Annotated in this window: 10 protein-coding genes and 1 tRNA gene; 4 read left to right on the top strand and 7 right to left on the bottom strand. The window is 62.5% G+C overall.

The genetic code is table 11. The annotated features are described in order from the left end of the window. Positions 1–1,653: a choline dehydrogenase gene (betA, locus tag LB541_RS01050; RefSeq protein WP_140649132.1), complete on the top strand. Its 1,653-nt coding sequence runs from the start codon at positions 1–3 to the stop codon at positions 1,651–1,653. 56 nt (positions 1,654–1,709) lie between these two features. Continuing rightward, the gene (gene betB / locus LB541_RS01055) at positions 1,710–3,173 is read left to right on the top strand and encodes a betaine-aldehyde dehydrogenase (RefSeq protein WP_140649130.1); all 1,464 of its coding nucleotides are present in this window, start codon (positions 1,710–1,712) and stop codon (positions 3,171–3,173) included. A gap of 30 nt (positions 3,174–3,203) precedes the next feature. Here betB and LB541_RS01060 read toward each other — a convergent pair whose 3' ends face one another. Both LB541_RS01060 and LB541_RS01065 read right to left on the bottom strand, forming a co-directional pair. Next, entirely contained in the window at positions 3,204–5,444 is a 2,241-nt protein-coding gene (locus LB541_RS01060) for an AGE family epimerase/isomerase (RefSeq protein WP_140671990.1), read from the bottom strand. Between the two features lie 10 nt (positions 5,445–5,454). Further along, on the bottom strand, positions 5,455–5,616 hold the full coding sequence (locus tag LB541_RS01065; RefSeq protein WP_181167211.1) for a hypothetical protein: 162 nt from the start codon (positions 5,614–5,616) through the stop codon (positions 5,455–5,457). Between the two features lie 199 nt (positions 5,617–5,815). Between LB541_RS01065 and LB541_RS01070 the strand changes: the two genes are divergently transcribed. Then, positions 5,816–5,892: transfer RNA gene (locus LB541_RS01070), tRNA-Pro, on the top strand. Between the two features lie 160 nt (positions 5,893–6,052). On the opposite strand, the gene LB541_RS01075 is transcribed toward LB541_RS01070, so the two are convergent. Further along, a complete protein-coding gene (locus LB541_RS01075; protein ID WP_140520751.1) occupies positions 6,053–7,171 on the bottom strand; it encodes a glycosyltransferase family 9 protein in 1,119 nt (372 codons plus the stop codon). Positions 7,172–7,475: 304 nt separating this feature from the next. On the opposite strand from LB541_RS01075, the gene LB541_RS01080 reads away from it, so the two are divergent. Next, entirely contained in the window at positions 7,476–7,820 is a 345-nt protein-coding gene (locus LB541_RS01080) for a hypothetical protein (RefSeq protein ID WP_140663382.1), read from the top strand. A 27-nt stretch (positions 7,821–7,847) separates the two neighbouring features. Here the strand turns inward: LB541_RS01080 and LB541_RS01085 are convergent, their stop codons facing one another. From LB541_RS01085 to LB541_RS01100, 4 genes are all read right to left on the bottom strand, one after another. Beyond that, a complete protein-coding gene (locus LB541_RS01085) occupies positions 7,848–9,467 on the bottom strand; it encodes an ABC transporter ATP-binding protein (protein WP_140520752.1) in 1,620 nt (539 codons plus the stop codon). Between the two features lies 1 nt (position 9,468). Further along, positions 9,469–10,587, bottom strand: a complete 1,119-nt coding sequence (locus LB541_RS01090; protein WP_140494797.1) for an ABC transporter permease — start codon at positions 10,585–10,587, stop codon at positions 9,469–9,471. After that, the gene (locus LB541_RS01095; RefSeq protein WP_140494801.1) at positions 10,580–11,503 is read right to left on the bottom strand and encodes an ABC transporter permease subunit; all 924 of its coding nucleotides are present in this window, start codon (positions 11,501–11,503) and stop codon (positions 10,580–10,582) included. The genes LB541_RS01090 and LB541_RS01095 overlap by 8 nt, the downstream gene beginning before the upstream one ends. 171 nt (positions 11,504–11,674) lie before the next feature. Next, positions 11,675–13,267 (bottom strand): peptide ABC transporter substrate-binding protein, encoded by a 1,593-nt coding sequence (locus tag LB541_RS01100; RefSeq protein ID WP_140559418.1) that lies wholly within the window; start codon positions 13,265–13,267, stop codon positions 11,675–11,677. Between the last annotated feature and the right edge of the window lie 112 nt (positions 13,268–13,379).

Raw genomic sequence — 13,379 nt, forward strand, 5'->3', positions numbered from 1 at the left:
ATGCTTGAAGCGGATTTCGTCATCATCGGCTCCGGCTCCGCCGGCTCGGCCATGGCCTATCGCCTGTCGGAGGATGGCAAGCACTCGGTCATCGTTATCGAATTCGGCGGCTCCGATATCGGGCCGCTGATCCAGATGCCATCGGCGCTGTCGATCCCGCTCAACATGAGCCTCTACGACTGGGGTTTTGCCAGCGAGCCCGAGCCGCATCTCGGCGGCCGCGTGCTGGCGACGCCGCGCGGCAAGGTGATCGGAGGCTCGTCCTCGATCAACGGCATGGTCTATGTGCGCGGCCACGCCCGCGACTTCGACCACTGGGCCGAACAGGGAGCCGCCGGCTGGGGTTTCGCCGACGTGCTTCCCTATTTCAAGCGCATGGAAGATGCGGAGGGCGGCGAGGACGGCTGGCGGGGCCGTGGTGGGCCGCTGCACGTGCGGCGCGGCACGCGGAAAAACCCGCTCTATGGCGCCTTCGTCGAGGCGGGCCGCCAAGCCGGCTTCGAACTGACCGACGACTATAATGGCTCCAGGCAAGAGGGGTTCGGCCCGATGGAGCAGACCATTTTCGGCGGCCGCCGCTGGTCGGCGGCATCAGCCTATCTGAAGCCGGCGCTCGGGCGCAAAAACGTAAGCTTGGTCAAGGGCTTTGCGCGACGGGTGATCATCGAGAATCAACGCGCCATCGGCGTCGAGATCGAAGCTCGCAAACAGATTCAGGTCGTTAAGGCGCGACGTGAGGTGATCGTCGCGGCATCGTCGATCAACTCGCCGAAAATCCTGATGCTGTCGGGAATCGGGCCTGCAGAGCATCTCAGGGAAAACGGCATCGCGGTGGTAGCCGATAGACCCGGCGTCGGCCGCAACCTGCAGGACCATCTGGAACTCTATATCCAGCAGGAATCGACAAAGCCGATCACGCTAAATTCGGTGCTCAATCCGTTCTCCAAGGCGATGATCGGGGCGCAGTGGCTGTTCTTCAAGACCGGCCTTGGCGCCACCAATCATTTCGAGGCGGCTGCCTTCGTGCGCTCGCGCGCCGGCGTCGACTATCCTGATATCCAGTACCACTTCATCCCGGCGGCGGTGCGCTATGACGGCAAGGCGGCGGCGAAGTCGCATGGTTTTCAGGCGCATGTCGGGCCAATGCGCTCGAAGTCGCGCGGCTCGGTGACGCTGCGCTCGCCGGATCCGAATTCGAAACCGGTGATCCACTTCAACTACATGTCGCATCCCGACGACTGGAGCGAGTTCCGCCACTGCATCAGGCTGACGCGCGAGATTTTCGGCCAGAAGGCCTTCGACGGCTTCCGCGGCCAGGAAATTTCGCCCGGCAGCCACGTGCAATCGGACGACGACCTCGACATCTTCATCAGGGATCACGCCGAAAGCGCCTATCATCCCTGCGGCACCTGCCGGATGGGCCGCGCCGACGAGGTCACGAGCGTCGTCGATCCGGAATGCCGCGTGATCGGCGTCGAGGGCCTGCGGGTAGCCGATTCCTCTATCTTCCCGCGCGTCACCAACGGCAACCTCAACGCGCCGTCGATCATGACTGGCGAGAAGGCTTCCGACCACATTCTCGGCCGCACGCCGCTGGCGCCTTCCAACCAGGAACCATGGATCAATCCCCGCTGGCAGGCGTCCGACAGATAGAGCATGATCGTGCAACCGCACGATCGGCATGCCGCTAAGACGATTTGGAGAAGCCCATGCGCGCCCAGCCAACGGCATCGCACTATGTCAACGGACGCTACATAGACGACGAGCAAGGCGCGCCACTGCCGGTCATCTATCCGGCAACCGGCGAGACCATCGCCCTGCTGCGCTCGGCGACGCCGAACGTGCTGGAACTCGCCATCGAGGCTGCGCGTGCCGCGCAACCGGCTTGGGCGCGGCTGAAGCCGGTGGAGCGCGGCCGCATCCTGCGCCGCGCCGCCGACATCTTGCGCGCCCGCAACGCCGATCTTGCCCGCCTCGAGACGCTCGACACCGGTAAGGCGATTCAGGAAACGCTGGTGGCGGATGCGCCATCGGCCGCGGATTGCCTGGAATATTTCGGCGGCGCGGTTGCAGCTTACAATGGCGAGGCTGTCGATCTGGGCGGGCCCTTCGCCTACACGCGGCGCGAGGCGCTCGGCGTTTGCGTCGGCATAGGCGCCTGGAACTATCCAATCCAGATCGCCGGCTGGAAATCCGCGCCCGCGCTCGCCATGGGCAACGCCATGGTGTTCAAACCATCGGAAAACACGCCATTGTCGGCATTGGCCCTGGCCGAGATCTACAGCGAGGCAGGCCTGCCCGACGGGCTGTTCAACGTCGTGCAAGGCTATGGCGATGTCGGCGCCAGCCTAGTCAGCCACGATGTCGTGGCCAAGGTGTCGGTGACCGGCTCGGTGCCGACCGGCCGCAAGGTGCTGTCGCTCGCCGGCTCGAAGATGAAGCACGCGACGATGGAACTCGGCGGCAAGTCGCCGCTGATCGTCTTCGACGACGCCGATCTCGAGAATGCCGTCGGCGGCGCCATGCTCGGCAATTTCTATTCGACGGGGCAGATCTGCTCCAACGGCACGCGCGTCTTCGTCCAGAAGGGCATCCATGACCGCTTCGTCGACCGGCTCGTCGAGCGAACCAAGAAGATCCGCATCGGCGACCCACTCGATGCCGAAACCCAGATGGGCCCGCTGGTCAGCAAGGCACAGCAGGAGAAGGTCGTCTCCTACATCGCGGCGGGCAAGCAAGAAGGCGCCACGCTCGCCTGCGGCGGCAACGTGCCTTCGCTGCAAGGTTTTGAAGGCGGCTTCTTCGTCGAGCCGACGGTGTTCACCGGGGTGAGCGACAGCATGCGCATCGCGCGCGAAGAAATCTTTGGGCCTGTCATGAGCGTGCTGAAATTCGACGGCGAGGACGAGGTGGTCGAGCGCGCCAACGACACTGAGTTCGGTCTCGCGGCCGGCGTGTTCACGCGCGACCTGTCGCGCGCCCACCGCGTCATCGCCGAGCTGCGGGCCGGCACGTGCTGGATCAACACCTACAACCTGACCCCGGTCGAAATCCCCTTCGGCGGTGTCAAGCAATCCGGCATTGGGCGAGAAAATTCACTGGCCGCGCTGGCGCTCTATTCGCAGATGAAGGCGGTTTATGTCGAGACCGGGGATGTGGTCAGCCCTTATTGAGCAAAATGTCGTCGGGACAGCGCCTCTTTCTCAGCCGCCCTTCTCGGCAGTCCCATCCAGATACTGCGTGAGCGCGCACACGAGATGATAAAAAATGCTGGCCGGCACATCTGATGCCCGCGAGCGGCCGCGCTCGTCGACGCGGTCGATCCACAGACCCAGCGGCGCCGGGTCGATGTGCCAGCGGAACAGCCGGCCTACGCGTTCCTCGATCTCCGGCTTGAGATCGGGTCCGCCAGAACCGTCCAACGCAATCGCCGCCTTGACCGCTTCGGCCTGTGGCCAACTACGCGAGACCAGGTCCAGCGGCAGACCCTGCCGGGAGACGGCGCCATACGCAAGGCCTGTGGCGCGGTTGAGGCCATTGGCGATGGCCGAGGCATAGAGTTTCCTGGCGAAGCCACTCAGTTCGGCCTGGCCGCTAAGAGCGGCGAAATCGACAAGCAGCGCGGCCCATTCGAAATGATGGCCGGGCTCGGTCCAGGTACCCTTCTCGCCCGCCACGGGCCTCCAGCCGGCGTCGAAATATTCACCCAGCGTCCAGCTTTCGGGATCGAAGAAGTGGTTGCGGAACAGGTCGATGATGCGTGCCGCGCGGCGCAGATAAGCGCGCTCGCCTGTCGCCTCGTGCCAGGCGAGGAAGGCTTCCAAAAAATGCATGTGCGGATTGGAGCGCCGCTCGCCCTGCCCGTCCGAGGTTTCGAGAAAGCCGGTCATGCGGCTATCCTCGAGATGGGCATCGAGGAAGGCGAAGGTCTCTTCGCCGAGCCGCAGCGCATCCGGATGGCCCGACATGTGGGCATGCGCCAGCGCCAGAAGCACGCAGGAATGATCGTAGGCGTCCTCGACCGGGTCGGCGACCGAACCGTCGATGTCGAGGGTACGCACCCAGCCGCCCCTTGCCGTTCGGCCGCTTCCGGCCATGAAGTCGATGCCGTGGGCGATGAGCCGGTCGGCCGGGCCGTCCCAGCCGCGTTGCTTGGCGACCGCAAAGGCGTAGACCTGGCGGGCCTGCGTGCGCATGCGCTTGGGCTTCATCAGCGGCGTGGCGTCGAAGCCAAGAGCCTCGTGGAATCCGCCATAGCGTTCGTCGACGCCTGATGTCGACCACAGCGGAAGCGTCTCCTGAAGCAGCCAGTGATGGACGCGGCGACGCCAAGCGCCGCTTTCGATGACCCGGTCGTGGGCAGGCGTGAAGCGGGTTTCCAACCGGCCGGATTTTTCGAGCTGCTCAACGATCTTCTTGACGTGCTGGCTATGGCTGACCGGGGCGACGAAGGTAGCGTCCGATGTCGAGACGATGGCGACATCTCTCATGCCGATGGCCGACAGCAGCCGGCCATCGCTGCGAATGTAGGAATTCTCGCAATCGATGGCGACGACGTCGCCGGCGATGACATTGCCTTGGCTATCGGCAGGCCCGACATCGAGCAGCGACTGCCAGGAGCCGAGATCGTTCCAGCGAAAGCTGGCCGGCACCATGGCGATGTCCTTTGCCCGCTCCATGATGGCATAGTCGATCGAGACCGAAGGAATGGCGCCGTAGAGGTCCAGCGGCATGTAGAAGCCGGAAAGGTCCGATGTCGCAGCCTTGTAGGCAGCTTCGGTCGCCTGCCAGATCTTCGGCTCGAAAGCTGCGAAAGCATCACGCATGGCGCCGGCGCGAAACAGGAAGATGCCGGTGTTCCAGTGGAAATTGCCGGCTTCGAGATAGGCCTGGGCGGTGGCAAGGTCCGGCTTTTCGACGAAGCGCGAGACATCGAACACGCCTGCTCTTTCGGCGGCGACTTCGATGTAGCCATAGCCGGTCTCCGGCTGTGTCGGCTTGAGGCCGAACACCACCAGCCGCCCGGCGCTGGCAGCGGCGGTGCCCGCCTCGACGCTCTGCCAGAATTGCCGCGCGGTCGAAATCTCGTGATCGGACGGCACCACCAGCACCAGTTCGTCACCGAATTCGGCGAGCGTGCGCAGGCTTGCCAGCGCCACCGCCGCGGCGGTGTTGCGGCCGGTAGGTTCGAACAGCGGCCCACCGCCGGCAAGGTTTATGCCGGCGAGATCGGCATGGACGCGCTCGGCATGGCGTTCGGAAGCGATCATGAAGATGGGCGTATCGCCGCTGGGCCGTGACGCCAGCCGGCGCAAGGTCTTTGCCAGCATCGAGCCGTCGCCCGAAAGGTCGTGGAACTGCTTGGGATTGTCCTCGCGCGACAGCGGCCAGAGCCGCGAGCCGACGCCGCCGCTCATGACGAAACTGACGATGCGCTGGCTCATGATGCCCTTGTCAAAAGATCTGGTTGTAGGCGCCGACTTCCGGACTACGGCGCAGCACCGCGTCGAACGTCTGCCGGCGCCGCTGCGACGATACCGGGCTCTCCACCACCACGACAAGCTCCGGCAATCCGAAACTGTTGGGCCGTGCTTCGCCAACGATCCTGAGGGTCAAGACTGGAAATCTCCGGGCGGCTGGAAACACAAATCGCGCAAACGTTTGCCGAGGAGTGCCCTACCACGGAAGCCTTTAAGCGGCGTTTATTCGAGGCGCTGAAACAGGCTCGCGAAGAAAGCTGGCGAAATGCGACAGAAGTGCTGCCATTGACGCTTGCAGGAACCAGATGCGGCGGCTATAAGCCCGCGTCTGGTCACGGAGTGTAGCGCAGCCTGGTAGCGCACCTCGTTCGGGACGAGGGGGTCGCAGGTTCAAATCCTGCCACTCCGACCAGAAAAACAAAGCGATACGCGTGTTTGTTGTTCCCGCTGCAGCGGCTCGATGTTTGATCGTCGCCTGCTCCAATTCATCGCTTTACGCAATTCCGGCTCCAATTCATCGCTTTACGCAATTCCGGACGGAAAAACCGCTGCGCACTTTTCCTGGAATTGGTTTAGCTGACGCGTTCTATGAGTTCGATTGCCGCTTTGGTGACGTCGGCGGCGTCAAGCCGTTGAACGCAATAAACGCCCCCTGCATTGCCCACCTTGCAGAGGCCCGGCGCTATGCACTTGCATGGCATCGGAGGCTGCAGCGTACGGTTGGGAACGCCAAGAGGCCCCCAGATGTCGGGTTGGGTCAGACCGAACAGGCCAACGACGGGCGTTTTCATGGCCGCGGCCAGGTGCATGGGTCCGCTTTCGTTGCCCAGGAAGATCAGGGCCTCGCCCAGCAGGGGCAAAAGGGTGGTCAGGGGTGCCTGGCCAACGAGATTTACGATCGGCGATGTTGCCGCATCCAACACCTTGCCTGCGATACCTGCCTCGTCCGGGCCGCCAACGATGACCGCCCGGAGACCCTTTCGACGGTAAATCTCTCCCAGGACCGATGCGAAACGATCCGGCTGCCAGCAACGGCCTGGGAAACTGGCGCCGGCATGGACGGCGACAAACGACTTCGTTTCCAATTCGTGTCGGGCAAGCAGCTGCTTTGCCTGACGCGAACCGGATTCGGTTGGCTTGAGGGACGGAATAGGATCGGTCACAGGAATGCCAAGGGCAAACAGCGGCGACAGGTACCGATGCAGATAATGCTCGCCGCCATGGCCGTATGTGGCGGCAAAGATGTTGGCGCTTTGGCGCTCCCAGAATTTCAGGGGCTGCTCCGATGGAACATAGCCTACGCGAAAAGGCGCCTTGACGAAGCGCATCACAAGCCGTGATGTCTTGGAGTCGGACAGATCGATGATAAGATCATAATCCGACTTCCTCAGATCGTGCAGGAGCCTGGTCATTCCGGACATGCGCTCGAAAGGGGAGCCGCGCATTTTGCCGCGATCGAGCGAAACCACGCTGTCGGCGATGCCTTGCTCCAGAACGAATTTCGCCAGCGCCGCCTGGCATAGCATGGTGATCGTCGCGTTCGGAAACTCTGCCCGCAGATGCCTGACCAGAACCGAAGTTAGAACAACATCCCCGATAAACTTCGTCTGATTTATGAGTATTGATTGTACGTTGCCAGCCTTCGGCAGCGCCTTTGCCGGCTCTTTTGAATTCTTGATCCAACTTTTCATGGAATGACTATTCCATTTCAGCCAAAAAGAATCCAAAATTTTCGACAAACGATCGATGTAGGCAATAGCCGCGCAATGACAAGCTCGTTCTGTCCGCTGATATAGGATATCGCCTCAGCCATCAACCAACCAGGAATATTTGTCAACGCAGATGGGGCTCGCAGGCTCTCTTTCAAGGGTTCCGCCTAGGTCGAACTCGTGTCCGTCGTGAATGTGAATGACCCCGGTTCGTTTCGGCGTACGCACGCATGCGGACATATCGGAGGGTGGCCATGGTCGCTTACGCTGGAGTAAGGTCGTGGACATGAAATTGCATTCGACCCCCAGCAGGCCGTTCATCCCCGTGCTCCTCCTCGCCCTTGTCGGAGGCTGCGCGTCGACCAGCGGATCGATCGATCCGGCGAATTACGACAAGATGACATGCGCCGAACTGAACAGCGCCATAGGCGAAGCCGCCAAAGACATCTCGCAGACAGCCATCACGCGGGGCAAGGTCGCCAGCACCAGTGTTCCGAGATGGCTGCTGGGCGGCTCAAGCGTCAAGGCCGCCGTCGCCAATCGCGAAACGACCAGGATCGATCGGCTGAAGCAGCAGCAAGCGGCCATGGCCGCCGCCAGGGCGCGCAAATGCCCAGGGCTGGCGAGTTGAGCTGAGGCGCCGCCGCCCCGGCTCGCCTCACGCACTCAAGCGAAACCGCGTGACATCGATTGCGGCGCTCATCAGCGTCTGCGTGTAGCCGGCCTGCGGATTGCTGAAAATGTCTTCCGTCGGCCCTTCCTCGACGATCTTGCCCTGCTTCATGACGATGATGTAGTCGGCCATGGCGCGCACCACGGCCAGATCGTGGCTGATGAAGAGGTAAGACAGCTCATGGTCGGCCTGCAGCTTGCGCAGCAACTCCACGATCTGCTTCTGCACCGAGCGGTCGAGGGCGGAGGTCGGCTCGTCCAGCACCACCAGCTTGGGCTTGAGAATCATGGCCCGGGCGATTGCGATGCGCTGGCGCTGGCCGCCTGAGAATTCGTGCGGATAGCGATTGCGCGAATTGGGATCGAGGCCGACTTCACGCAGCGCCTCGACGGCGCGCTGGTCGCGCTGCTTGCCCGAGAGGTTCGGTTCATGCACCAGCAACCCTTCGGTAATGACCTGGCCGATGGTCATGCGCGGCGACAGCGAACCGAACGGATCCTGGAAGACCAGCTGCAATTGGCGCCGCAGCGGCCGCATCGTCTGGCGGTCGGCGGTCGAGATATCGCGGTCGCCGAAGCGGATCACGCCATCGCTCGGCAACAGCCGCAGCAAAGCGCGGCCAAGCGTCGATTTTCCAGAGCCTGATTCGCCGACGATGCCGATCGTCTGATTGCGCCTCAGCCTGATCGAGATATGGTCGACGGCGCGCAGCATCAGCGGTTCGCCGGCCAGAAAGCCGCCGCCGATGCGGAAGGTGACCTCGACGTTTCTGCCTTCGAGCAGGACGGGCGCATTGGCCGGCGGCGGCGCCTTGGTCCCGGTCGGCTCGGCCGCCAGCAGCATCTTGGTGTAGGCATGCTGAGGACTGGCGAAGATGGCTTGCGCGTCCCCCTCCTCCACCACCTCGCCGGAGCGCATGACATAGACCCGGTCGGCAAAGCGCCGCACGATGCCGAGATCGTGGGTGATGAAGACGATCGCCATGCCGAGCTTGCGCTGCAGCTCGGCAAGTAGCATGAGGATCTGCGCCTGGATGGTGACGTCGAGCGCCGTCGTTGGTTCGTCGGCAATCAGGATATCGGGATCGTTTGCCAAAGCCATGGCGATCATGACGCGCTGGCGCTGGCCACCCGACATTTCGTGCGGATAGGATTTCATGCGCCGTTCGGGATCGGGAATATGCACCAGCCTGAGCAGGTTGAGCGCCTCCTCGCGCGCTTGCGCCGCATTCAAGCCCCGATGCCGGCGAATCGGTTCGATCAGCTGGTTGCCGATCGAATAGAGCGGATCGAGCGAGGTCATCGGCTCCTGGAAGATCATGCTGATCTTGCGGCCGCGGACCTTGTTCAACTCGGATTTGCTTAGCGTCAGAAGATTGCGGCCGCGATAATCGACACTGCCGGTGGCTTCTCCATTGGAGGCCAGCAGGCTCATCGCCGCCATCATCGTTTGGCTCTTGCCGGAGCCGGATTCGCCGACCACGGCGACGGTTTCGCCCGCCTTGACGTGGATGTTGATGCCTTTCACCGCCTCGACCGCGCCGTCGAGGGTGCGGAAGCGCACGCGAAGATCCTTTACGCTGAGAATGGTCTCTGCTGCGTCCATCTTAGCGGTCCTTGGGGTCGAGCGCATCGCGCAGGCCGTCGCCGACGAAGTTCAGGGCGAACAAGGTGGAGACCAGGAAGAAGGCAGGGAACAGAAGCAGCCAGTTTGCAGTGCCGATATTCTTGGCGCCGACCGAGATCAGCACGCCCCAGCTGGTCATCGGCTCCTGGATGCCGAGCCCGAGAAACGACAGAAAGCTCTCCAGGATAATGACCTGCGGCACCAGCAGCGTCATGTAGATCACCACCGGCCCGAGCAGGTTGGGAATGACGTGGCGCAAAAGGATGCCGCGCTGGCCGACGCCCATGGCCTCGGCCGCCTGGACATATTCCTGGCGGCGGATGGACAGCGCCTGGCCGCGCACGATGCGGGCCATGTCGAGCCACAGCACGGCGCCGACCGCCAGGAACATCAGCACGAAGTTGCGGCCGAAGAACACCACCAGCATGATGACGAAGAAGATGAAGGGCAGCGAATAAAGCACGTCGACGATGCGCATCATCACCTCGTCGACCCTGCCTCCGGCAAAACCGGCAGTGGCGCCATAGAGCACGCCGATGGCCACGGCCACGACGCCGGCGAGCAGACCGATGGCCAGCGAGACACGCCCGGCCATCAGCGTCCGCGACAACAGATCACGGCCGGTGTTGTCGGTGCCGAAAAGAAAATATTGCTGCTTGACCGAGGCGCTCATCGTCGCTTCGAGGCCGTCAGGCGACTTGCTTTCGATCCTGGTGTCGTCGAAGGCGTCGGACCGGTCGAGATAGCGGATGTTGCGGTCGTCGATCGCCTTGCTGGAGGTGACGGTGACGAAGACGCGATTGCCGTCCTGGCGCCAGTCCTTGATGTCGACACGCATGCGCTTGATCGCCTCATTAAGCGCGGTCTCGATCATGTCCGCCTTCGGATAGGCCGACAGGCTCGGCGGCGTACGCACATAATCACCATAGATGGTGGTGTATTGGTGCGGCACGAACCAGGGCCCGAACACGCTGATCACGGCGATCAGGATCAGATAGTAGAGGCTGAACATGGCAGCGCGGTTGGCCTTGAGGCGCGCCCAGGCATCGCCCCACAGCGAACGGCCGACGACCGGTGCGGCGATCGCGATATCAGTCATAGCGCACCCTCGGATCGACGACGGCGTACATGACGTCGACGATCAGGTTGAAGACGATGGTGAAGATGGCGATGACCACCACCGTCCCCATCACCAGCGTGTAGTCGCGGTTGAGCGCGGCATCGACGAAGTAGCGCCCGACGCCGGGAATGGAGAAGATCGTCTCGACGATGATCGAGCCGGTGAGCAGGGCGGCGGCAGCCGGACCGGTGAAGGAGACGATCGGCAGGACGGCGCCGCGCAGCGCGTGCTTGACCACCACCGACCAGTCGGACAGGCCGAGCGCGCGCGCCGTGCGGATGTGATGCGAGCGCAGCGATTCGATCATCGAGCCGCGCATCAGGCGGGCGACGATGGCGATCTGCGGCAGGGCAAGCGTCAGCACGGGACCGATCTTGTTGATAAGCGCGCCATCGCCCCAGCCGCCGATCGGCAACAGCTTCCAGGTCAATCCGAACACGAGCTGGATAATCGGCGCGATGACGAAGGTCGGGATGGTGCTGCCCGCGGTTGCCAGCGCAATCACCGTGTAGTCGCCAAGTTTGTTCTGGTTGAGCGCCGCAATGGTACCGAGCACGCTGCCGAGCAGCAGCGCCAAGATCAGCGCGGAGGCGCCGAGCTGAATGGAAATAGGCAAGCCCTTCGCGAAAAGCTCGGTGACGGTAAAGTCCGGCATATTGTAGCTCGGGCCGAAATTGCCGCGCAGGAGATTGCCGAGATAGTGGACATATTGCAGCCAGAGCGGGTCGGCGAGCCCGAACTGGGCTTCAAGATTGGCCCTGATCTCGGGGCTCAGGCCCCGCTCCTGGTTGAACGGGCCGCCCGGTGCGACGCGCATCAGGAAGAACGCCAAGGTCACGATGACGAATAGCGTTGGAATGGCGGTCAGAAGCCGCCTGAAAATGTAGCGTAGCATCGGCGGTGCCCTGCTTCGGCCAGGGTGACGGGCATCCAACCGGACGCCCGCAGCGCTCTGGCACCTCTCATCTTCGCACCATGGCCTGCGAAAATCGATTTCGACTTTCGGGCCCCATGCGACGACAGCTCGAACCGCCGTCCTGAACGGGCGGCGGGTCGATCAAGGTTTTCAATCCTTGGAGATGAAGCGGGACGGATGCACGTCCATGACGTTGTCGACGAAGCCGTGCAGCTTCGGGGAAACGATATCGTGGTAGCTATAGTAGAGAAGCGGGATCTGGCCGACGTCGTCGACGAGGATACGCTCGGCGGCGGCGAGTTCCTTCATGCGCTCTTCCGGCTTGCCGCCGGCGGCGGCCGCCTTGTCCATGGCCGCCTCGTATTGCGGGCTGTCATAGACCGAATAGTTGTTGCCGCTGGCCTTGCGCGAGATGCCCAGGAAGGTTTCGGGATCCTTGTAGTCGGCAATCCAGGCGGCGCGCGCAACGTCATAGTCGCCCCTCTGCTCGAGGAAGGAGTAGTGGGTCTTGGTGTCGGTGTTGAGCAGCGTGACGTCGACGCCGAGCGGCTTCAGCTGTTCCTGGATGGCGACCGCAGTATTCTTGTGGTTCTCCGAGGTGTTGTAACGGATCTCCATCTTCAGCGGATGCTCCGGCGTGTAACCGAGCTTCTCGAGGATTTTCTTGGCTGCGTCCTCGCGGTCGATCTGCGACATGTCGGCATATTTGGCCATCGCCGGCGTGTAGCCCTCGATGCCCGGAGGGACCATCGAATAGCCTGGCAGCATTGAATTCTGCCAGACCTTTTCTGCAATGAAATCGCGGTCGATGGCCATCGAGATGGCATTGCGCAGCTCGACATTGTCCCAGGGCTTCTTGTCGGTCTTGATCGCGTAGTAATAGGTGCCGAGATACGGCCCCACCTTGATCTGATCACCGAACTTGGCCTTGAGGTCGGCGAGCTGCTCGGTCGGTAGATCGTCGTAGCTGTCGAGTTCGCCGGCCTCGAAGCGCTTCATCGCCGAGGAGCGATCCTCTGTCGGGATGTAGTTGACGACGTCGATCTTGACGCTTCCGGCATCCCAGAATTTCGGATTCTTGACCAGTTTCATATGATCGTTGGGAACCCACTCGGCCAGCGTATAGGCGCCGTTGGAAACGAGATTGCCCGGCTTGATCCAGTCGGCGCCGAGCTTGTCCATGGACGCCTTGTTGACCGGATAGGTCGCCTGGTGGGTCAGCATTTCGAGGAAATAAGGCGTCGGCGCCTTCAGCGTCACTTCAAGGGTGGTCGCGTCGATCGCCTTGACGCCCATGTTCTCGGGCTTGCCCTTCTTGGTGTTGACTTCCTCGGCGTTCTTGACGGGATAGAGCATCGAGGCATATTCGGCTGCCGTGGCCGGGTCTTCGAGGCGGCGGAAAGCGAAGACGAAGTCTTCGGCCGTCACCGGGCTGCCGTCGGACCACTGGCCGTCCTTCCTGAGCTTGAAGGTGTAAACGGTACCGTCATCAGACACCGTCCAGCTCTCGGCGGCGCCGGGGATGACGTTGGCCTTCTCGTCCTGCATCACCAGACCTTGGAACAGGTCGCGCAAGACGTTGGCTTCATAGACCGTCGAGGTCTTATGCGGATCAACCGACTCGGATTCGGCAGCAGTGCCTCTGTTGTAGACGACCTCGGCAAAGGCCGGCGTGTAGAATGTTCCGGCGGCCAGCGCCATGGTTGTGGCGAATGCCGTCGCCTTCAGCATGTTTTTCAGCATGAAGTTTCTCCCTGTCGGCGCTGCCAACGGCGCGCCTTTGCGTGTTGACGCCCCGGGACCGATGTCTGGCCCCTTTGAGCGCGCCGCCGGTTCCCTCCGTCGGCTGGTGGCA

It is taken from the genome of Mesorhizobium sp. BR1-1-15 (genome assembly GCF_020165475.1).
In the GTDB taxonomy this organism is placed as follows: domain Bacteria; phylum Pseudomonadota; class Alphaproteobacteria; order Rhizobiales; family Rhizobiaceae; genus Mesorhizobium.

Coding starts and splice junctions, on each gene's coding strand:
- betA (WP_140649132.1), top strand. CDS start 1: ATGCTTGAAGCGGATTTCGTCATCATCGGCTCCGGCTCCGCCGGCTCG.
- betB (WP_140649130.1), top strand. CDS start 1,710: ATGCGCGCCCAGCCAACGGCATCGCACTATGTCAACGGACGCTACATA.
- LB541_RS01060 (WP_140671990.1), bottom strand. CDS start 5,444: ATGAGCCAGCGCATCGTCAGTTTCGTCATGAGCGGCGGCGTCGGCTCG.
- LB541_RS01075 (WP_140520751.1), bottom strand. CDS start 7,171: ATGAAAAGTTGGATCAAGAATTCAAAAGAGCCGGCAAAGGCGCTGCCG.
- LB541_RS01080 (WP_140663382.1), top strand. CDS start 7,476: ATGAAATTGCATTCGACCCCCAGCAGGCCGTTCATCCCCGTGCTCCTC.
- LB541_RS01085 (WP_140520752.1), bottom strand. CDS start 9,467: ATGGACGCAGCAGAGACCATTCTCAGCGTAAAGGATCTTCGCGTGCGC.
- LB541_RS01090 (WP_140494797.1), bottom strand. CDS start 10,587: ATGACTGATATCGCGATCGCCGCACCGGTCGTCGGCCGTTCGCTGTGG.
- LB541_RS01095 (WP_140494801.1), bottom strand. CDS start 11,503: ATGCTACGCTACATTTTCAGGCGGCTTCTGACCGCCATTCCAACGCTA.
- LB541_RS01100 (WP_140559418.1), bottom strand. CDS start 13,267: ATGCTGAAAAACATGCTGAAGGCGACGGCATTCGCCACAACCATGGCG.